We start from the raw sequence: 21,104 nt of genomic DNA on the forward strand, positions 1-21,104 counted from the left end.
GGGCATGCAATGCTGCCGGAATAACTACCAATATTATGCGTTTTATGGCAAAATTTTATCAAATATGACTGGACGAAACAAAGGTTTTGTGAGAAAATAGCCGTAGGGTGTTATAGAACTTTTTTTCTCAATAACATCGGTCAATCTATACTTGAAAGGAGTTTTAAAATGATTTATTCACGCGAAGTAGAAGAAATGTGTCCAGTGGCACAGGGCGTACATCATGGTGCCGCTCCGATCCCGGAAGAAGCAAAATGGGTTCAGGCAAAAGAAGTAAAGGATATCTCCGGATTTACACACGGTGTTGGCTGGTGTGCTCCGCAGCAGGGTGCATGTAAGCTTTCCCTTAACGTTAAAGAGGGAATCATCCAGGAGGCACTTGTTGAGACAATCGGATGTTCAGGAATGACTCATTCTGCAGCTATGGCTTCTGAGATTCTTCCGGGACTTACTGTTATGGAGGCACTGAACACAGACCTTGTATGTGATGCAATCAATACAGCTATGAGAGAGCTTTTCCTTCAGATCGTTTACGGACGTTCCCAGTCTGCATTCTCCGAGGACGGACTTGCAGTAGGAGCTGGTCTTGAGGATCTTGGAAAGGGACTTCGTTCTCAGGTTGGTACAATGTATGGAACTCTGAAAAAAGGACCTCGTTACCTTGAGATGGCTGAGGGTTATGTTACAGGTATCGCTCTTGACGAGAACGATGAGATCATCGGATATCAGTTCGTAAGCCTTGGAAAAATGACTGACTTCATTAAGAAAGGTGATGACCCGAACACAGCATGGGAGAAAGCAAAAGGTCAGTACGGCCGTGTTGCAGATGCTGTTAAGATCATCGACCCAAGAAAAGAGTAATTACACTTCGTAAGGTAAAAATATCAGGAGGTTACAGGAAATGGCTTTATTTGAATCATATGAGAGACGAATTGACAAGATCAATTCTGTTTTAAACAGCTATGGAATCGCTTCTATCGAAGAAGCTGAGAAAATCACTAAAGACGCAGGACTGAACGTTTACGATCAGATCAAAGGCATTCAGCCGATCTGCTTCGAGAACGCTTGCTGGGCTTACACAGTAGGTGCTGCAATCGCAATCAAAAAAGGCTGCAGAAGAGCCGCTGATGCAGCTGCAGCTATCGGAGAAGGCCTTCAGGCTTTCTGTATCCCGGGATCCGTTGCAGACACACGTAAAGTAGGTCTTGGACACGGAAACCTTGGAAAGATGCTCCTTGAGGAAGAGACAGACTGCTTCTGCTTCCTTGCAGGACATGAGTCTTTCGCAGCAGCTGAGGGTGCTATCGGTATCGCTGAGAAAGCAAACAAGGTTCGTAAAAAACCTCTTCGTGTTATCCTGAACGGTCTTGGAAAAGACGCTGCTCAGATCATCTCCCGTATCAACGGCTTTACATATGTAGAGACAGAGTATGATCCATATAAGAATGAGGTTAAAGAAGTATTCCGTAAATCCTATTCCGAGGGTCTTCGTGCAAAAGTTAACTGCTACGGCGCTAACAGCGTTCCGGAAGGTGTTGCTATCATGTGGAAAGAGGGCGTTGATGTTTCCATCACAGGAAACTCCACAAACCCGACTCGTTTCCAGCATCCGGTAGCAGGAACATACAAGAAAGAGTGCAACGAGAAAGGTAAAAAATACTTCTCCGTTGCTTCCGGCGGTGGTACAGGACGTACACTTCATCCGGATAACATGGCAGCAGGTCCTGCTTCCTACGGTATGACTGATACACTTGGACGTATGCATTCTGACGCTCAGTTCGCAGGATCTTCTTCCGTACCGGCTCACGTAGAGATGATGGGTCTTATCGGCGCTGGAAACAACCCGATGGTTGGTATGACAGTTGCTGTAGCTGTTTCCGTACAGGAAGCTGCTGACGCTGGAAAGTTCTAAAACACATAGGCTGAAAAGCATAGGAAAAGGCGCAAACTCAAGGGTTTGCGCCTTTCTTTGTGCCTGGAGAAAAATAGAACAAAATATTCTTAAAAAGTGCGGAAAAACAGTAATAGTGAACACGTGGCTAACATTTTTTTTGGAATTTATGCGCCAGAAGAAAGCCGCTCAGAACAGGATGAAGGTAATTTGCGGAAATGCCATAATTGAGATTCGGAGAAAATATATCATAAAAAGGAAGGACACATCATGCATGAGCAGATGTATCCTTCTTTTTTGAATTGGTTATTTATGCATTTTTCAGTGCCTGTTCCAGATCTTTGATAATATCATCCACATTTTCGATACCAATGGAAAGACGGATCATTCCTGGAGAAACTCCTGCTTCAACCAACTGCTCATCGTTCATCTGACGGTGGGTATGGCTGGCTGGGTGAAGGACCATAGTGATGGAAGCGGCAACGTGAGTTGCGATGGTGGCAAGCTTCAGACTATCCATAAAACGGACTGCTGCATCACGGCCGCCGGTCAGTTCAAAGGAGATAACGCCGCAGGTACGACCATCCTTCATATATTTCTGAGCCAGTGCGTGATATTTATCCTCCGGAAGTCCTGCGTAATTTACATGAGAAACCTTTTCGTGTGCGTTCAGGTATTCTGCAATCTTCTGGGCGTTGGAGCAATGGCGTTCAACACGCAGCGGAAGCGTTTCCAGACCGAGGTTTAGAAGGAAGCAGTTCATCGGAGACGGAATAGAACCCAGATCACGCATCAGCTGGGAAGTAGCCTTAGTGATGTAAGCTTTTTTTCCGAACTGCTTTGTATAGATGACGCCGTGATAGGATTCATCCGGCTCTGTCAGGCCGTGATATTTATGGCCGTAGGCATCCCAGTCGAAGTTACCGCTGTCGACAATGGCGCCGCCTACCTGAACGGCATGTCCGTCCATATATTTGGTGGTGGAGTGGGTAACGATATCTGCACCCCACTCGAAGGGACGGCAGTTTACCGGTGTGGCAAAGGTGTTATCCACAATAAGAGGCACGCCGTTCTGGTGTGCAACGTGTGCAAATTTCTCGATGTCCAGGACGACCAGAGCCGGATTGGCGATGGTTTCTGCAAAGAGAACCTTTGTGTTCGGTTTAAATGCGGCAGCGATCTCTTCTTCTGTTGCATCGGTATCAACAAAGGTGCAGTCAATGCCAAGTTTCTTGAAGGTGACGGCAAGAAGGTTGAAGGTTCCTCCGTAAATGGTAGAAGCGGCAACAACGTGATCGCCTGCCTCACAGATATTAAAAACTGCGTAGAAGTTGGCTGCCTGTCCGGAAGAAGTCAGGATTGCAGCAACACCGCCTTCCAGATCTGCGATCTTTGCGGCTACGGCATCGTTGGTCGGGTTCTGGAGACGGGTGTAAAAATATCCGTCTGCCTTCAGATCAAATAACTGGCCCATTTCGTCGGTGGTGTCATATTTGTAAGTGGTACTCTGATAGACAGGAAGTGCACAGGGCTCGCCTTTGGATGGGGTATAGCCGGAGTGGATACATTTAGTCTCTAAATTATAGTCGCTCATAGGGATAAGTCCTTTCTGCTGTGTTTTTCGTATGAATTTAACCGAATCAGGGAAGTTTGCTGCTTCAGATGCGGATACCCCATTGATCTGGATTAAGGAAGCTTCCTGTATTTCCGGATACTTCATTCCTGTATTATGCGTTTCAGGGATTTCTGAGAGAAGCTTTGATCCTTATAGTTCGGCTAAATAAAATATGAAAAGTACAGTTGTGTATTTTAAATAAAACTACATATAAGTATAACTCTTTATGTGTTGAAATACAACAATATTCTACATAAACTCTACTAGGCTATAGGGGAAATGAAATATTGCGTTCTGGTGCACATGATAAAATGCCATATGATCAACGTTCGTAATAACATAGTAAGTCATTTTATAGATTCGAAAATATGAGCAAATGCCGAAAAAACACTGTAAAACAAACAAAATATGTGAATAAAGTAACAAATGGTGAAAATCGCATAAAAACAAAATGGAAATTTTGTACAAAAAAGATATTGCGTTCACGTGCACAAAATGATAATATAACATCATCAAAAAGAACACAAAAACAGAAAACAATAAAAAATAAAAAAATGAACGGAGGAATTTAAAATGTTAAGAGTAGGAGTTATCGGATGCGGCGGAATGGGAAGAGATCATATCAGAAGACTGACAGAGAAGATCCAGGGAGCAGAAGTAGTAGCTGTTTCCGATGTATTTGAGGAAAGTGCCAGGAAAGCAGCCGAGATCTGCGGAGCAAAAGTCTATGCAGACAGTAAGGAGCTCATCAATGCAGAGAACGTAGATGCAGTATTTATCGTATCTCCGGGCTTCGCACATGTAGATTCTCTTCTTCAGGCAATTGAGGCCGGTAAGAGGATTTTCTGTGAGAAACCATTATGTACAACTGCTGAGGACTGCCTGAAAGTAGTAAAGGCAGAGGAGGCAGCCGGCAAACACCTCATCCAGCTTGGATTTATGAGACGCTATGACAAGGGATACCAGCAGATCAAGGAAGCACTTGCAACAGGAGAGTACGGCGAGCCGCTGATCCTTCACTGTACACACAGAAATCCGGAGGTAGGTACCAATTACAACACACCAATGGCTGTGCACGATACCGCAATCCATGAGATCGATGTTCTTCACTGGCTTGTAGATGATGAGTATGAATCAGCACAGGTAGTAATGCCAAGAGTGACGAAATATTCCCACTCTGAGCTGAAAGATCCGCAGATTATGATGCTTCGTACTAAAAAAGGTGTATGCATTGATGTAGAAGTATTTGTAAACTGCAAGTTCGGATATGATATCAATTGTGAAGTTGTATGCGAGGATGGTGCACTCAAAATGGCACAGCCGGCTTACCCGTCTATCCGCAAGAATGCGGCAGTGTCCACTGCTATTGACACAGACTGCTTCGTAAGATTTAAAGACGCTTATGATAAAGAGGTTCAGGATTGGGTTGATAACGCAGAGGCAGGAGTGATCACAGGACCGAATGCATGGGATGGATACCTGGCAGCGATCACTGCAGATGCTCTTGTAAAAGCGCAGGAAACCGGACAGATCGAGAAGATCGTTACAGCAGTTGAGAAGCCGGAATTTTATAAATAAATATATTTTACGAGCTCCCCCTCATCAAGTGTGAGTTATCATACCAACTTATTGCTGCAGGCTTCCCCAATGAGTCTGCGGCGGCAGTTACCGGCAGGCTCCGATTCCGCTTCGGCTTTGTTGAAACTGCGGCGGAAAACCTGCCGGTGAGATTGATCAGAAAAATTGGCTGAAAAGTAAGAATATATGGAGGATATTGAAGATGAGATTAGGATTTAATGAAGCAACTGCACTGGAATGCAAAGGACAGTCTCTTATGGCAGACCTGGAGATGTGTGAGAAATATGGCTTTGATTATATTGAGATCCGTTTTGACTGCGTAAAGGATTATCTCAAAGAGCATACACTGGAAGAGCTTGCAGACTGGTTTAAGAACCATCATCTGAAACCATGGGCATATAACACTCTGATCTTCTTTAACCAGAGAGATGAGGCAGGGGAAAAAGAAATCGACGAAGAGGTTGATTTTATCCTGCAGGTTTCCAAAGCGATCGGAATGAAAATGCTGATCACAGTTCCGAGCTTCGACGTAAAAGACAAATCTGTCAGTGAGATCAAAGAAGAAGCAGTTGCACGTCTTCGTTATCTTTCCGATAAGGTTGGCGCAGACATGAAAATTTCTCTGGAGTTCTGCGGTGCACCGAACTGCTCCATCAACCAGTTTGGAACAGCCTATGATGTGGTAAAAGCAGTAGACAGAGATAATGTAGGCGTTACTGTGGACACCTTCCATTTCCATGAGATGTGCTCCCGCCTTGAGGACCTGAGAGCTGCGGATGGAAAGAAGATTTTTGCATACCATTTAAATGACTGTGAGGATCTTCCGCTTGGCTCCTGCGGAGACGACAAGAGACTGTGGCCGGGTGAGGGTGTTGTGGATCATGCAGGAATCGCAGCTGCACTGAAGGAGATCGGCTTTGACGGCGTTTGCACTATCGAAGAGTTCCGTCCGGAGTACTACGCAATGAGCCATGAGGACAACGTGAAAAAAGCTGCAGAAGTCACCAGAGATTTTGTACAGAAATATTTCGGATAATTCATTCAGAAAGGTCCGACCTTAAACCGATAGGAGGTAGATACTATGGCTGGTAAGGGAATCCCTGAATTGTTGAATTACAAGCAGAAGGGGAAAGACTTGAATGAATTCATCAAGGTTCCGTTGTCGGAAAAGCTGGCATACTGTTTTGGCGATCCGGCACTGACCTTGATGTATACCATGACTACAACTCTGCTGATCTATTTTTATACCAACGTTGTTGGAATATCAGCAGGTGCGGTAGGAATGATCATGCTATTGTCCCGTGTTTTTGATGGATTTTCCGATGTGCTGATGGGAACTATTATCGACCGGACTCATTCCAGATATGGAAAGGCAAGGATCTGGATTTTAAGGCTTGCGGTTCCTTATGCGCTGGCAGCGGTGCTTTTGTTCACTATGCCGCCAATGGGAAATATGGGAAAGATCATTTATGCTTTTGTTACCTATAATATCATGAATACGGTTGTATACACTGCTATCAGTCAGCCGTTCCATGCACTGGGCTCTCTGATGAGCCGTGACCGCCGTGAGCGTGATGTGATCTGTAACATCCGCATGGTATTGTCTATCACGGCAAGTATGATCATTACTGCGTTCACGCTGCCGCTGATCAATATCGTAGCAAATGTTACCGGTAATCAGCAGATGGCCTGGATTCTGGTAACTGCCGGTTATGCGATCATTTCTGTCGGTGTACTTGTGAATACTTATATGGTCTGTACAGAGCGTGTTTCTGCAGCGAAACAGGAAAAGGAAGATATTCCTTTTGTGGAAGCATTTAAAGCAACCGTTACCAATAGGTATTTCCTTATCGCTCTGGGGCTGATGATCTTTTATACCGCATATCAGATCATTATCGGAACGGATCTTACCTATTACTGCCAGTATGTACTTGGAAATGTAGACCTCGTCATGCCTCTTTCTGCAGCTGAGAAACTGGCAACTGTGGCAGGAATTGCCCTTCTGCCGAAGGTGCTTCCCCGTTATGGAAAAAGAAATCTCATTTGTGCCGGTTGCATCCTGGGCGTTGCAGGACAGCTTCTGTTCCTGATGAATATTACCAGTGTTTCGCTTGGTGTTGTAACCTGTATCATGAGAGGTATCGGAATCGCACCTTTCTATGGTGTGCAGTATTCTCTTCCAAGCGATGCTATTGAGTATGGCCAGTGGAAAACAGGCAAGCGTGTGGAGGGGCTGATGTTTTCATCTATGAGCATGGGTCAGAAAGCCGGTTCAGGACTGACTTCTGCTATCATGGGAGGAATTCTTTCCGCGGCATACTTTGACGGAACAAAGGCGACAGCGGCAGAGCAGTCTGCAGAGGCAATCCGCGTGATCAAGGGATTTTATCTGTATGTTCCGATAGCAATCTGGGTAGTGATGTTTGTGATCGCAGCATGCTACCAGCTGGACAAAGTTTATGACAAAATGATGCGTGAACTGATCCAGAGAGAAGCTGGAGATGAAAGCGTCTCTGTGCCGGGTGAGATCCAGTCCATGCCGTCACCGGCAGTTTTCGGAAACCGGATCAACGTGGCGATCGGAAGATTGTATGGCAGCAGTGGAAGAAAGATCGCCGAGGATGTTGCAAAAGCACTGGACTGCAAGGTTTATGATCGTCAGATCATCTGCCTCATGGCAGAAAAGTTCGGTATGGAAAAAGCAGATCTGGAAAGTGTAAGGCAGTATCTGGATTCCTACAATTATGAGGACTCTGAGCTTACGTTTTCTCCGTATGGACATTCATCGGCAGGTGCGGCAGCAGATTATACAGGTGTTCAGATGTTTGAGGTGCAGAGCCGGATCATCCGTGAGCTTTCTGAGAGAAGACCAGGTGTATTCCTGGGAAGATGTGCCAACTATGTGCTTCGTGGAGAGCCGCATACATACAGCTTTTTCGTTTATGCAGATGATGATTACCGGGAAAAAGAGGGGCAGGAATATTATAAAGGCCAGTCTCTTGGAGAACTGAAGAAACGTGATCAGATCCGAAATGAATACTATGAGAAGTTTACCGGAATCCGCAGAGATGATCCTCATTGTTACGATATGGTGATCAATGTATCCAAAACAGGTGCAGCCGGAGCGGCCGGTTTGATCCTGGATTATATCCGGAATAAAGAAGAGGAAAAAGGAGGGAATGCATCATGAAGATCGCATTTGACGTAGATGTTCTTGCAAAACAGATGGATATCAACCGTATGGTCCATCAGGTGGCGGACTGGGGATATAAATATATTGAACAGTCCCCGCATCCGAGAATCAATCCGTTCTATAAGCATCCACTGTTTTCAAAAGAGTGTGAGCGGGAATACAGACAGGCTTTGCGGGAAACCGGTGTAGAGATTTCTTCTTTTATCGTGGTGTATCGCTGGTCTGGTCCGACGGAGGAACAGAGACAGTTTGCAGTTGCAAACTGGAAACGGATGATCCAGATCGCCGGAGATATGGGAGTGAAGGTTATCAATACAGAACTTTCGGGTGATCCGAACCAGCAGGAAATCTGCAATGGAATGTGGTTTAAATCCATGGAGGAATTGCTTCCGCTGATCGAGCGTGAGGGCATCCGCGTGGAAATCCAGTCTCATCCTTATGATTTCTGTGAGTTGAATAATGAGACCTGTGATATGGTGAAATCGTTTCGTTCTCCAAACCTTGGTTATGTGTATTCTTCTCCTCACGGCTTCTTCTACGATGAGGGTAAAGGTGATGTGCGGTCCATGCTGAAATATGCGGGAGATGAACTGACCCATGTACTTTTTGCGGATACCTTTAACCAGACCATGGACTGCAGGTACATTTTAAATCCGCCGTGGCTGAATGGCCGTGGAAAAGCGGATGTGACGGTGCATCAGCATCTTGCAATGGGTGAGGGAGATGTGGATTTTGATGGTATTTTTGAAACATTGAGAGAAATGGATTTTGCCAGCAAGCAGCTGAAACCGGATGCACCGAAAGCCGGCGGCGATAACATTGCCTGCGTTTCCATGTTTGGTTTTCCGGAAAAGATGGATAAGCAGGCACCGGAAGCAAGAGAGAGGATTGAGAGAGAACTGCTGGGGAAATGATCGGGTGATCGCGGCAGATCAGAAAGAAAGCTGCAATAAATGAGCAGCTGACAGTACGCAGAACGGTGAAAAAGACTGATAAAATAATGAACGCGTGCAGAAACACGGTTTTCAGGATGAAAGTTTCATTGTGGAAACCGTGTTTTTGATGCCTTTCTTTATAAAAAAACTTTACATATATCAAACAACTGTCTTGTCACATGTAAAGTACTGTGGTATTATGTGTAAGATGTTTTGAAAAAAGTTGCATGATAATTAAAAAGCAGATCAGAAGCATCTGCATAATAAAGACTAGTACAGCAAAAGCAGGAATTCAAAAAAAGAAATCCTGCAGGAAAGGTGAAAGATAATGACAGTTGCAGAAGAAATCCAGAAATTAAAAAAAGAAAAAGATGCCATCATCCTTGCACACTACTATGTGCGTCCGGAAGTGCAGGATGTAGCTGACTATATAGGAGATTCCTTTTATCTCAGCAAGATCGCTGCCAGCGCGAAAGAGAAGACGATCGTGTTCTGTGGAGTAGGATTTATGGGAGAGAGCGCGAAGATCTTAAGTCCGGATAAAACTGTTCTGATGCCTGCCATGGATGCAGACTGTCCGATGGCTCATATGGCAACAGAAGAAGGCATCCGCAAGGTGCGGGAGGAATATGATGATGTGGCAGTTGTCTGTTACATTAATTCCACAGCTGCATTGAAGGAGCTTTCTGATGTATGTGTTACTTCCGCAAATGCAGTAAAGATCGTAAAAGCGCTTCCGAACAAAAACATCTTTTTTATCCCGGACAGAAACCTTGCACATTTTATTGCAGAACAGGTTCCTGAGAAGAACTTTATTTATAACGAAGGTTTCTGTATTGTCCATGAATTTATGGATCCGGAAGAAGTAAAAGCAGCAAAAGAAGCGCACCCGGATGCACTGGTTCTGGCACATCCGGAATGTCCTCAGACAGTTCTGAAACAGGCTGATTACATCGGAAGTACATCGGGGATCATCAAATACGCACAGGAAAGTGACAACAAAGAATTTATCATCTGCACAGAATGCGGCGTTCAGTACAAGCTGGAAACTACCTGCCCGGATAAAAAATTCTACTTCACAGAAACGGTTCCGGTCTGCAAAAACATGAAAAAAGTATTTCTGGAAAAAGTCCTCCACGTTCTGAAAACCGGGGAGAATGAGGTTCATGTAACAGACGAGACACGTGAAAACGCGAAGAGACCGCTGGAGCGGATGCTGGAACTGGCAAAATAAAGAAAACACATTTTTATAAAGATTTGTCTGAGTTGGCTGAAAAGAGAAATCAAGACAGAGAGGCGAAAAGCAATGAGAATTAAAACAGACGTAGTGATCGTAGGAACAGGTGTTGCAGGCATGTTTAGTGCATTGAAGCTTCCACGGGACAAAAAGATCGTGATCATCACAAAAGAGGATATGAGAAGCAGCGATTCTTTCCTGGCGCAGGGTGGAATCTGTGTGCTCCGTGATGAAAATGATTACGACAGTTATTTTGAAGATACCATGAAGGCAGGACATTACGAAAACAGAAAAGAGTCGGTAGACATTATGATCCGAGGCTCCAGGGACATCATTAATGACCTTGTTGGATATGGTGTGGATTTCAAGATGGATGGAGATGATTTTGCCTATACAAGAGAAGGTGCACATTCCAGGCCGAGGATTCTTTATCATGAAGATATCACAGGAAAAGAAATTTCCGAAAAGCTTCTCCAGCAGGTGCTGAAGCTTGATAATGTAACAATTCTGGAATATACTACCATGCAGGATATTCTTGTGGAAAATGGCAAATGTGCAGGCTTAAAGGCTGTTTCCGCGGAAGGTAACAGAGATCGTCTGAAAGCAATGGAAGCTGGAAATGCGGTGAAGATCCAGGAGGAAATCCAGCCAGGCGGAGAGATTCAGGTAGAAATCTATGCACAGGATACAATTCTGGCAAGCGGTGGAATCGGAGGAAGATATGCGCATTCCACCAATTATCCGCATCTTACAGGGGATGCTCTTGATATTGCAAAAAAACATAATGTGCGTCTGGAACATCTGGATTATGTGCAGATCCATCCGACAACGCTGTATTCCAAGAGACCAGGCCGCAGATTCCTGATCTCAGAATCGGTCCGCGGAGAAGGTGCAGTACTTTATAACAGCAAAAAAGAGCGTTTTGTCAATGAACTTCTTCCAAGAGATGTAGTAACAAATGCGATCCGGGAAGAAATGAAAAAAGAAGGAACAGACCATGTATGGCTTTCCATGGAAAATATTGATAAAGATACGATCCTGAATCATTTTCCGAATATTTATCAGAGATGCCTGGAAGAAGGCTATGATGTGACAAAAGAATGCATCCCTGTTGTTCCTGCCCAGCATTATTTCATGGGCGGTATCTGGGTAGATTCTGACAGCAAGACCAGCATGGATCAGCTTTATGCAGTGGGAGAGACCAGCTGCAACGGTGTACATGGCGCGAACAGATTGGCAAGTAATTCCCTGCTGGAAAGTCTTGTATTTGCAAAACGTGCAGCCAAAGCAATCTCCGCAGAAAAGAAAAGTACTGCAGGTGCGGCATAAATGCAGCCGGAATATAAATATCCGTATTATGAAAAACAGGAGCAGCCTTGCTTTGGAGAACGGGGCTGCTATGATAATTAAGAAAGAGAAGGTATTGTAAAATGAATAAAATTACAATGACACTTCAGGTAGATCACCTGATCCTGGAGGCTTTAAAGGAAGATATTTCAAGCGAAGACGTTACCACAAACTCTGTTATGAAAGAAGCAGTTCCGGGAGAGGTAGATCTGATCTGTAAAGAGGATGGAATCATTGCGGGACTGGAAATCTTCAGCCGTGTATTTACGCTTCTGGATGCTGATACAAAAGTAGAGCTGTTCTGTAAAGATGGTGATGAGGTAAAAAAAGGCCAGAAAATGGGAAAAGTTGCCGGAGATATCCGCGTGCTTCTTTCCGGCGAGCGTGTGGCACTGAATTATCTGCAGAGAATGAGCGGAATCGCAACGTACACACATTCTGTTGCGTCTCTTCTTGAGGGAACAGGGATCACTTTGCTGGATACCAGAAAAACAACGCCGAATATGCGCATTTTTGAGAAATATGCAGTTCGCGTAGGCGGTGGACAGAACCACAGATATAATCTTTCTGATGGAGTTCTGCTGAAAGACAATCACATCGGAGCAGCAGGAAGTGTTGCGAATGCTGTAAAAATGGCGCAGGAGTACGCTCCTTTTGTCCGTAAGATTGAAGTTGAGGTAGAAACTCTTGATCAGGTAAAAGAAGCTGTTGAGGCCGGCGCTGATATCATCATGCTTGACAATATGACTCCGGAAATGATGAAAGAAGCAGTAAAACTCATTGACGGAAGAGCGAAAACAGAATGTTCCGGAAATGTTACAAAAGAAAATATTGCAAAGATCAGGGATGTTGGTGTAGACTATGTATCAAGTGGTGCATTAACACATTCCGCACCGATCCTTGATATTTCGCTTAAGAATCTTCATCCGCTTTCCTGAAGATCACAGAATTTTGCAAAATACCGAGTGCTGTGACAGGAAATATCCGGAATATCAGAAAAAAAGAAGCGAGAATTGTCGGAAGCAGATGCATAACAGGTAATATCTGAACCGGGTGGGAGATATTGCGAGAATGAAGGAGAGAGGTACCGGAACAAAAAGTACAGGCACAGCCAGGAAAGGGGAACTTAAATGACTGGTTCAGAACGCAGGACAGCGATCATGGATCAAATTAAAAATAGTGACCGGCCGGTCTCAGGAAGTGCTTTGGCCAGAACATTTCAGGTCAGCAGACAGGTGATCGTGCAGGATATTGCGTTGATACGCGCGGAGGGGAATGACGTGATCTCCACCAACAGAGGATATATTTTTACTGCTCCCCATACTGTGAGCCGGATATTCAAGGTGCATCATACAGATGCGGATCTGGAGAACGAGCTTTGCGGGATTGTGGATCTTGGCGGAAAAGTGATCAACGTAATGGTGAATCACAGAATTTACGGACATATCGAGGCAGAACTGAATATCAGTTCCAGACGCCAGGTTGAGAATTTTATGGAGGATATCCGAAGCGGCAAGTCCAGTCCTCTGAAGAATATCACATCTGATTATCATTATCATAAAGTAGAAGCAGAATCCGAGGAAATCCTGGATATGATTCAGGATATGCTGAAACGGCGAGGATTTCTGATCGAAGCAGAATAGCAGAAGTCTGAAACAAAAAGAAAAGATATACAGAATGAGAAAATTCTGTTAATATGAAAATATAGTGATCACGAAAATAGGAGAAGGAATCCTGCACGGCAGGGTTCCTTCTTGTACCCTGCGGAAATGTGCACCCTGTGGAAATGTACAGACAGGGAAAACAGGATGCAGATATGAGGGTGAGAAAAAATACGGTCGGACATGTATGGAGGGGAAAATGGATTATCAGAGTATGTTTACATTTATGCTGGAGATGGCAGGAACTATTGCGTTTGCTGCTTCCGGAGCTATGGTGGGAGCACAGAGAGGAATGGATATTTTCGGGGTCTGCGTTCTTGGCGTGGTAACTGCAGTGGGAGGTGGAGCTACCAGGGATATTATTCTGGGAATCGTGCCACCGGGAATGTTTCAGAATCCGCTGTATACCATTGTGGCAACAGTGACGTCCTGTATTGTTTTTGCAGTGATGTACTGGAAACAGGAGCTTCTGGAAGGCGGGAACCGGCTGGTCTATGATAAGGTGATGCTGGTGATGGATACGGTTGGACTTGGCGTATTTACCGTTATGGGTGTTGATAAGGGGATTTCCCAGGGATATATGGGAAGAATATTTTTTCTTGTATTTCTTGGGACTGTTACAGGAGTTGGAGGCGGTCTGATCCGTGATATGATGGCAGGAGTACCGCCATATATTTTTGTGCGCCATATTTATGCCTGTGCATCCATTGTAGGGGCTATTGCCTGTGTCTGGACATACAGGCTGTGGGGAGGAGTGCCTGCCATGGTGATCGGAACGATAGTAGTGATCCTGATCCGGTATCTGGCGGCACATTACCGGTGGAATCTGCCGAGACTGAGGAGAGAATAAAAAAAGAAATGTTGATATCGAAATGCAGATACCCGATCTGCATGGTCAGATGAGGCAGCCGTTTGAAATAATGAAGGACTGCTGCCGGATAACAGGAATGGATATATGAAAAGCTCCGGATCATTTAAGGAATAATGTTCCGGAGCTTTTTATCTTATATTTGGTTTATATTGCGTAGAAAAATCTTATCTGTTTTGATCATAAGAGGATTATGCGTCTGTATCCTGCAGAGCCAGGAAACCTTCCTCGCCGGTACGGATTTTGACAACGTTTTCGATATCGTAAACGAAGACTTTACCATCACCGATCTGACCGGTATGAAGAACTTCTTTGGCAGTATCAATAACCTTCTGAACCGGTACGAGACTTACAACGATCTCAATCTTAACCTTCGGACGGAGGTTCATGTCAAGCTCAACACCACGATAGTAGGTTGGAGCACCCTTCTGAACACCACATCCCATAACGTTTGTGATAGTGATACCGGTTACGCCGATCTCGTTCATAGCCTGCATAAACTCATCCAGCTTGTTCTGACGTGTGATGATAACAACCTTTGTCAGTTTGTGTACGCCGTCTGCAGGAATCTCAGGAACAGATTCAGCAGGAGCAGAAGGAGCATGTTTTACAACAGGGGCTTTTACGGAAGTTCCCATTGGAGTCGGAGCCTTTGTCATGGTATCCTGTACAAAGAATCCATCGTATGCACTTGCGAGGCCATGCTCTTTCATATCCAGACCTGCGATCTCTTCCTCAGCGGAAACACGAAGTCCGATAGTGTGTTTGATCACCTGGAAGATGATTGTCATAGTAACAGCAACCCATGCGATCGTGATAGCCATACCAATAAACTGAACACCGAAGCCATGGAAACCACCGCCTGTGAGAAGACCTTTCCATCCGGTACCTGCACCGTCGGAGAAAAGACCTACAGCAAGAGTTCCGAAAGCACCGTTAAGACCGTGAACGCCAACAGCACCAACCGGGTCATCAATTTTGAGAACTTTATCAATAAATTCAATACCAAATACTACAATGAATCCGGCGAGGATTCCGATGATAGCTGCAGATGTAGGAGATACGGTATCGCAGCCTGCGGTGATGGCTACCAGTCCTGCAAGAGAACCGTTCAGGGACATGGAAACATCCGGTTTTTTGTAGCGGATCCATGTGATCAGCATGACTGTTACAGTAGCGACAGCAGCGGCAAGGTTTGTTGTTACGAAGATTTTTCCGGCGCTTACAATGGCGTCGCCTTCCATGCTGACAGTAGATGCACCGTTGAAACCGAACCAGCAGAACCAGAGGATGAATACACCAAGCGCACCAACAGTAAGGTTGTGTCCCGGGATCGCTCTGGATTTACCGGATTTGGAATATTTTCCGATACGAGGTCCGAGGATGATGGCACCGATGAGTGCAGCAACACCACCAACCATATGAACAGCACAGGAACCTGCAAAATCATGAAATCCCATCTGGCTGATAAATCCGCCGCCCCAGATCCAGTGACCGGATACCGGATATACAACGAGACTGATCAGCAAACTGTAGATACAGTAGGAGATGAACTTGGTACGCTCTGCCATGGCACCGGATACGATGGTAGCAGAGGTAGCGCAGAATACAGTCTGGAAGATGAGAAATGCCCAGAAAGGAACTCCATCCGGAAGCATTGCGTTTCCGTAGTTTGCCTCTGAGGCGATTCCGCCGATCTTGCCGAAGAAACCGTTTCCTGCACCGAACATGATGCCAAATCCAACCAGCCAGAAGACCGGTGTACCGATACAGAAGTCCATCAGGTTTTTCATAATGATATTACCTGCGTTTTTTGCTCTTGTGAATCCTGTTTCGACCATTGCGAATCCAGCCTGCATGAAGAAGACCAGTGCTGCGCCGACGAGGACCCAAGTTGTGTTTACTGAAGAATACATAGTAACACTTCCTTTCCCAATTTTTTTCTTTCCTATTATATATGGAAAGATTATTTATAATACCGGACAGAAAAAAGACAGAATCTATCCAGCATCAGTATAACGAAAAAGCGCAGGAGAGAGGAAATTCTCTTCCGCGCCTTTACGAAATCAAAATAGGTATATGTAAAACAGGGGATATCTGTATCGTGTGATTAATGGATGAGGAAATCGATAATGAATTATGAAGTAGAGTTCATAAGGGATATCCCCCGTATTTACCGTATGAAATTTTTATCTGATATCCGTGATCAGATTGAGAATAACAGCTCGTCGTAGGTCGGATATGGAAGTAACTCATCCGGGATCAGAGCCTCTGCCTCATCAGCAGATTTTCTTAAAACTTCCATATCTTCCAGAACAGTTTCCTGATAAGCCTTAGAGCATGCAAGCACATCGTCAGAAGAAGCAAGAGCTTTTGCTGTATCTGCCTTCAGAGTTTCCAGATCCTTTGCCATGGTGTCTGCAAGTGTACTCAGTTTGGAGATCAGAGCAGCTTCACTTGCTACAGAAATATCAGCTACTACGGATTTCTTAGCAGCTGCAGTATCTGCAAGCTTTTCAACATATGTATATACAGAAGGAATTACCTGCTTCTGGATCATCTCAGCCAGAGTGTTGGATTCGATATTGATGGTCTTGTAATAGTTCTCAAGCCAGATATCGTAACGGGAGAAGAGCTCTTCCCTTGTAAAAATGCCATGCTTTGTAAACAGCTCAATGTTCTTCTCAGCAATGAAATGCGGAAGTGCATCCGGAGTTGTTTTAAGATTGTAGAGACCACGTTTCTCAGCTTCTTCAACCCATTCGTCTGTATAGCCGTTTCCGTTAAAGATGATGCGTTTATGCTCTTCAATGGTCTTCTTAAGAAGTGCATGTACTGCGCTTTCCATTTCTTCTTCCGGAACATCCTTAAGAGACGCGCTGAATTCTGCAAGAACCTCTGCAACAGCGGTATTCAGTACGATGTTCGGGTTTGCAACAGATGCTGCAGAACCAAGCATACGGAACTCAAATTTGTTTCCGGTAAATGCAAATGGTGAAGTACGGTTTCTGTCTGTGGTATCCTTTATGAAGTGCGGAAGTACCTTTGCTCCGATATCCATCTGTACCGCATGCTTATTGCTGAAGAAGGTATCGTTTTCAATAGATTTCAGTACGTCTGTCAGCTCATCTCCAAGGAAGATGGATACGATCGCAGGCGGTGCCTCGTTTGCTCCGAGACGATGATCGTTTCCGGCGCTTGCAACAGATACGCGGAGAAGATCGGCATAATCGTCAACGGCTTTGATGACAGCTACCAGGAATACCAGGAACTGTGTATTCTCTGCCGGTGTTTTTCCCGGATCAAGAAGGTTTACACCTGTGTCTGTGCTCATGGACCAGTTGTTGTGTTTACCGCTTCCGTTGATTCCCTCAAATGGTTTCTCGTGAAGGAGGCAGACCATGTTGTGCTTGTCGGCAACCTTCTTCATGATCTCCATGGTCAGCTGGTTGTGGTCAACAGCAACATTTGTGGTATCAAATACAGGAGCCAGTTCGTGCTGTGCAGGAGCAACCTCGTTATGTTTTGTTTTGGCCGGAATGCCAAGCTTCCAGAGCTCTTCGTCAAGATCATGCATGTAAGCAGCAACGCGAGGTTTCAGGGCTCCGAAGTAATGATCTTCCATTTCCTGTCCTTTTGGTGCAGAAGCGCCCAGAAGAGTACGGCCGCAGAAGATCAGGTCTTTTCTCTTCTTGTAAAGATCCTTGTCAACCAGGAAGTATTCCTGCTCAGGTCCTACGGTTGTGTCGATGTGACGGACCTCTTTGTTTCCGAGGATGTGAAGGATACGAACCGCTTCTTTGTTCAGAACATCCATGGAACGAAGAAGAGGAGTTTTCTTATCCAGTGCCTCTCCGCTGTAGGAACAGAATGCAGTAGGAATGTAAAGAGTTTTATCTTTGATGAATGCAGGTGAAGTAGGATCCCATGCTGTATATCCTCTTGCTTCAAAAGTAGCACGAAGTCCGCCTGACGGGAAGCTGGATGCATCCGGCTCACCTTTTACCAGCTCTTTACCGGAGAAATCCATAATCACCTGTCCGTCACCTGTAGGAGAGATGAAGCTGTCATGCTTCTCAGCAGTTACGTTTGTCATCGGCTGGAACCAGTGTGTGTAATGTGTCGCACCATTTTCAGTAGCCCACTCTTTCATTGCAACTGCTACGGAATTTGCAACATCCAGTTCCAGATGAGTTCCGTTTTCAATTGTTTTCTTTAATGCTTTGTACATGTCCTTTGGCAGTTTACTTCGCATCACTTTGTCATTGAATACAAGGCTGCCATACATTTCAGGGATACTCTGTGCCATATAGGTACACTCCTTTCGATTTCACTCATTCATTATAATTTTTAATTATTTTATAAGGGCCGCCGCCGGAAGAGCCGGGTATAAACGGACCGAAAACAAAAAAAGCGCTTCAGATACTTGTCGTATCCAAAGCGCCTTTGCTTTATGTGATGCAGTATACACCAAAATAAAATAATGTCAAGAGCTTTTTGGAAAAAATCTAAAAAATCGACCGGAGCGATGGGACTGTCGGAAAATAGGCAGGGTTGACAAATCTTGTCTTTTTATTATAATCTGATATCGTAGTTATACAGTTGAAAAGTCATTGATTTCTATAGAAAGAGCTTTTTGACCAGTAACCAAGACACACAACACGGAAAGAACAGATGGAGGAAAATATGTCAGGAGTAAAGGAAGAATGTGGCGTATTCGGGATTTATGATCTGGATGGAGGGAATATTGCACCATCTATTTATTATGGTCTTACTTCGCTGCAGCACAGGGGACAGGAGTCCTGCGGAATGGCCGTTTCAAGGACGGACGGAGAAAGAGGAAACGTACAGTTCCATAAAAATCTCGGACTGGTAAGCGAAGTTTTGCGAAAAGATGTTGTACATAATATGAATGGTGATATCGGAATCGGGCATGTTCGTTATTCCACAACCGGAGAATCTGTTGCAGAGAATGCACAGCCGCTGGTACTTTCTTATATCAAGGGAAGTCTGGCACTTGCGCACAACGGAAATCTGGTTAATACAGAAGCTTTGAAATGGGAGCTGATCCAGACAGGCGCAATTTTCCATACAACTACCGACTCAGAGGTTATCGCGTTCCATATTGCAAGGGAACGTGTGCATTCTGCCACTGTAGAGGAAGCAGTACATAAAACCGTAGAGAAGATACGTGGAGGATATGCTCTTGTGATCATGAGCCCTCGGAAGCTGATCGGTGCTCGTGATCCTTACGGATTGAAACCCCTCTGTCTTGGAAAAAGAGATAATGCCTATGTCCTTGCATCTGAAAGCTGTGCGCTGACATCTGTAGGGGCGGAATTTATCCGTGATATTGAACCGGGTGAGATCGTCACGATCACCAAGAACGGACTGAAATCCAGCAAACTGACTGAGAAGAAAAAGCATGCTCATTGTGTTTTTGAATATATTTATTTTGCAAGACTGGACAGCACCATGGATGGCGTGAAAATCTATGATGCAAGGATCCGTGGAGGAAAATCTCTTGCAAAATCCTATCCGGTAGAAGCGGATCTGGTAACCGGTGTACCGGAATCCGGACTTCCGGCAGCAAAAGGCTATTCTGAGGAATCCGGAATCCCGTTTGGCTTTGCATTCTATAAGAATAGTTACATTGGAAGAACCTTTATCAAGCCTACACAGCAGGAGCGAGAGTCCAGTGTCCATTTGAAACTGAGCGTTCTGGAATCCGTAGTTAAGGGGAAGAGAATTGTTCTGGTGGATGATTCCATTGTCCGCGGAACTACCATTGCCAATCTGATCCACATGCTGAAAGAAGCAGGAGCAAAAGAAGTCCATGTACGTATCAGCTCCCCGCCATTTTTACATCCCTGTTATTTTGGTACCGATGTGCCGTCCAATGACCAGCTGATCGCAGCACAGCACAGCACGGAAGAAATCCGTAAGATGATCGGTGCAGACTCCCTAGGTTATATGCAGATCGATTATCTGGAAGGCATGGCAGGCGGACTTCCGCTGTGCAAAGCATGTTTTGATGGCAATTATCCGATGGAAATACCGGCAGAAATCAAACAGGATTAATAAACTATGTGGAATTAATCTCACAGTAAAAAATAATGGATTGAAAAACAAAAATGTGAAAACTACACAATAAACATATAAAAACCCGGATTTTGTTATGCAAAATCCGGGTTTTTATAGATGGACTCTTAAAAACGATAAAAAACATCAACTTGACAAATCTGACAATATGAGACATAATGTGGGACGACCAGATAAGAAAAGACCGCTGGTCTGGAAAATACAGGAAAATAGCGCGGTCGAAATAAGGCCGGGTTTTTGCCGAGATAAAAGAGAGGATGATATTTATGTCTAAAAAAATTAGATTGAATGCGACAGAGGATGTTAAAGAATTTGTTAAGGCTGCAAGTAAATGTGATTTTGATGTAGATATTTCATATAACAGAATTTTAATTGATGCAAAATCTATTCTTGGAATCCTCAGCATGGATCTGACTAAGGTTCTTACAGTAACCTGTCATGGAGAGAATCATGAGTTTAACTGCTTCCTTCAGAAATATGCAGTTGCCTGACAGACAGTGCAGAGACAGATAAGATATCATAAAAATAAAAGGCAGACGTGACTGCAGAGACGGGAGATCAGATGGAAATCCCTGGCAGGCGTCTGCTTTTTTCTTTACAACCATTTCATAGGAAGAAATTCCGCAGACTATATGAAAAATCAGTGTTACTGTTCACTGGTAATATTCCGCGAGGTG

General features: G+C 44.6%; 16 protein-coding genes. 13 read left to right on the forward strand and 3 right to left on the reverse strand.

The annotated features are described in order from the left end of the window. The first annotated feature begins 168 nt into the window (after window positions 1-168). Entirely contained in the window at window positions 169-861 is a 693-nt protein-coding gene (locus tag MUB50_RS10605; RefSeq protein WP_015525726.1) for an iron-sulfur cluster assembly scaffold protein, read from the forward strand. 40 nt (window positions 862-901) lie between these two features. Then, entirely contained in the window at window positions 902-1,912 is a 1,011-nt protein-coding gene (locus tag MUB50_RS10610) for a GGGtGRT protein (protein ID WP_015525727.1), read from the forward strand. A 289-nt stretch (window positions 1,913-2,201) separates the two neighbouring features. On the opposite strand, the gene MUB50_RS10615 is transcribed toward MUB50_RS10610, so the two are convergent. Next, window positions 2,202-3,485 carry an O-acetylhomoserine aminocarboxypropyltransferase/cysteine synthase family protein gene (locus tag MUB50_RS10615; protein ID WP_118625431.1) on the reverse strand — a complete coding sequence of 428 codons (1,284 nt, stop codon included), beginning with the start codon at window positions 3,483-3,485 and terminating at the stop codon, window positions 2,202-2,204. Window positions 3,486-4,079: 594 nt separating this feature from the next. Between MUB50_RS10615 and MUB50_RS10620 the strand changes: the two genes are divergently transcribed. The 9 genes from MUB50_RS10620 (at window position 4,080) to MUB50_RS10660 (ending at window position 14,307) form a co-directional block, all read left to right on the forward strand. Beyond that, window positions 4,080-5,084: a Gfo/Idh/MocA family protein gene (locus MUB50_RS10620; RefSeq protein WP_118625343.1), complete on the forward strand. Its 1,005-nt coding sequence runs from the start codon at window positions 4,080-4,082 to the stop codon at window positions 5,082-5,084. Between the two features lie 202 nt (window positions 5,085-5,286). After that, a complete protein-coding gene (locus MUB50_RS10625; protein ID WP_118625345.1) occupies window positions 5,287-6,120 on the forward strand; it encodes a sugar phosphate isomerase/epimerase family protein in 834 nt (277 codons plus the stop codon). A 45-nt stretch (window positions 6,121-6,165) separates the two neighbouring features. Beyond that, a complete protein-coding gene (locus MUB50_RS10630; protein WP_118625347.1) occupies window positions 6,166-8,274 on the forward strand; it encodes a cytidylate kinase family protein in 2,109 nt (702 codons plus the stop codon). Further along, window positions 8,271-9,191 (forward strand): sugar phosphate isomerase/epimerase family protein, encoded by a 921-nt coding sequence (locus MUB50_RS10635; protein WP_118625349.1) that lies wholly within the window; start codon window positions 8,271-8,273, stop codon window positions 9,189-9,191. The genes MUB50_RS10630 and MUB50_RS10635 overlap by 4 nt, the downstream gene beginning before the upstream one ends. 349 nt (window positions 9,192-9,540) lie before the next feature. Continuing rightward, window positions 9,541-10,446: a quinolinate synthase NadA gene (gene nadA, locus MUB50_RS10640; protein ID WP_021651119.1), complete on the forward strand. Its 906-nt coding sequence runs from the start codon at window positions 9,541-9,543 to the stop codon at window positions 10,444-10,446. Between the two features lie 72 nt (window positions 10,447-10,518). Then, entirely contained in the window at window positions 10,519-11,778 is a 1,260-nt protein-coding gene (locus tag MUB50_RS10645; RefSeq protein WP_118513760.1) for an FAD-binding protein, read from the forward strand. 101 nt (window positions 11,779-11,879) lie between these two features. Next, a complete protein-coding gene (gene nadC / locus MUB50_RS10650; RefSeq protein WP_244790932.1) occupies window positions 11,880-12,734 on the forward strand; it encodes a carboxylating nicotinate-nucleotide diphosphorylase in 855 nt (284 codons plus the stop codon). Between the two features lie 192 nt (window positions 12,735-12,926). Then, the gene (locus tag MUB50_RS10655) at window positions 12,927-13,439 is read left to right on the forward strand and encodes a transcription repressor NadR (RefSeq protein WP_118513756.1); all 513 of its coding nucleotides are present in this window, start codon (window positions 12,927-12,929) and stop codon (window positions 13,437-13,439) included. A 217-nt stretch (window positions 13,440-13,656) separates the two neighbouring features. Next, window positions 13,657-14,307: a trimeric intracellular cation channel family protein gene (locus MUB50_RS10660; protein ID WP_118513796.1), complete on the forward strand. Its 651-nt coding sequence runs from the start codon at window positions 13,657-13,659 to the stop codon at window positions 14,305-14,307. A 209-nt stretch (window positions 14,308-14,516) separates the two neighbouring features. On the opposite strand, the gene MUB50_RS10665 is transcribed toward MUB50_RS10660, so the two are convergent. Continuing rightward, the gene (locus MUB50_RS10665) at window positions 14,517-16,241 is read right to left on the reverse strand and encodes an ammonium transporter (protein WP_244790934.1); all 1,725 of its coding nucleotides are present in this window, start codon (window positions 16,239-16,241) and stop codon (window positions 14,517-14,519) included. Between the two features lie 290 nt (window positions 16,242-16,531). After that, window positions 16,532-18,634, reverse strand: a complete 2,103-nt coding sequence (locus MUB50_RS10670) for a glutamine synthetase III family protein (protein ID WP_118513752.1) — start codon at window positions 18,632-18,634, stop codon at window positions 16,532-16,534. A gap of 377 nt (window positions 18,635-19,011) precedes the next feature. Between MUB50_RS10670 and purF the strand changes: the two genes are divergently transcribed. Next, window positions 19,012-20,406, forward strand: coding sequence for an amidophosphoribosyltransferase (gene purF, locus MUB50_RS10675; RefSeq protein WP_118513750.1), 1,395 nt, complete (start codon window positions 19,012-19,014; stop codon window positions 20,404-20,406). A gap of 287 nt (window positions 20,407-20,693) precedes the next feature. Then, window positions 20,694-20,918, forward strand: a complete 225-nt coding sequence (locus MUB50_RS10680) for an HPr family phosphocarrier protein (protein ID WP_118062619.1) — start codon at window positions 20,694-20,696, stop codon at window positions 20,916-20,918. The last annotated feature ends 186 nt before the right edge of the window (window positions 20,919-21,104 follow it).

The organism is Blautia sp. NSJ-140 (assembly GCF_022868965.1).
Taxonomy (GTDB): Bacteria; Bacillota; Clostridia; order Lachnospirales; family Lachnospiraceae; genus Blautia_A.

Bases quoted from the DNA above. Each gene is read 5' to 3' on its own strand.
- MUB50_RS10605 (WP_015525726.1), top strand. From the start codon at position 169: ATGATTTATTCACGCGAAGTAGAAGAAATGTGTCCAGTGGCACAGGGC.
- MUB50_RS10610 (WP_015525727.1), top strand. From the start codon at position 902: ATGGCTTTATTTGAATCATATGAGAGACGAATTGACAAGATCAATTCT.
- MUB50_RS10615 (WP_118625431.1), bottom strand. From the start codon at position 3,485: ATGAGCGACTATAATTTAGAGACTAAATGTATCCACTCCGGCTATACC.
- MUB50_RS10620 (WP_118625343.1), top strand. From the start codon at position 4,080: ATGTTAAGAGTAGGAGTTATCGGATGCGGCGGAATGGGAAGAGATCAT.
- MUB50_RS10625 (WP_118625345.1), top strand. From the start codon at position 5,287: ATGAGATTAGGATTTAATGAAGCAACTGCACTGGAATGCAAAGGACAG.
- MUB50_RS10630 (WP_118625347.1), top strand. From the start codon at position 6,166: ATGGCTGGTAAGGGAATCCCTGAATTGTTGAATTACAAGCAGAAGGGG.
- MUB50_RS10635 (WP_118625349.1), top strand. From the start codon at position 8,271: ATGAAGATCGCATTTGACGTAGATGTTCTTGCAAAACAGATGGATATC.
- nadA (WP_021651119.1), top strand. From the start codon at position 9,541: ATGACAGTTGCAGAAGAAATCCAGAAATTAAAAAAAGAAAAAGATGCC.
- MUB50_RS10645 (WP_118513760.1), top strand. From the start codon at position 10,519: ATGAGAATTAAAACAGACGTAGTGATCGTAGGAACAGGTGTTGCAGGC.
- nadC (WP_244790932.1), top strand. From the start codon at position 11,880: ATGAATAAAATTACAATGACACTTCAGGTAGATCACCTGATCCTGGAG.
- MUB50_RS10655 (WP_118513756.1), top strand. From the start codon at position 12,927: ATGACTGGTTCAGAACGCAGGACAGCGATCATGGATCAAATTAAAAAT.
- MUB50_RS10660 (WP_118513796.1), top strand. From the start codon at position 13,657: ATGGATTATCAGAGTATGTTTACATTTATGCTGGAGATGGCAGGAACT.
- MUB50_RS10665 (WP_244790934.1), bottom strand. From the start codon at position 16,241: ATGTATTCTTCAGTAAACACAACTTGGGTCCTCGTCGGCGCAGCACTG.
- MUB50_RS10670 (WP_118513752.1), bottom strand. From the start codon at position 18,634: ATGGCACAGAGTATCCCTGAAATGTATGGCAGCCTTGTATTCAATGAC.
- purF (WP_118513750.1), top strand. From the start codon at position 19,012: ATGTCAGGAGTAAAGGAAGAATGTGGCGTATTCGGGATTTATGATCTG.
- MUB50_RS10680 (WP_118062619.1), top strand. From the start codon at position 20,694: ATGTCTAAAAAAATTAGATTGAATGCGACAGAGGATGTTAAAGAATTT.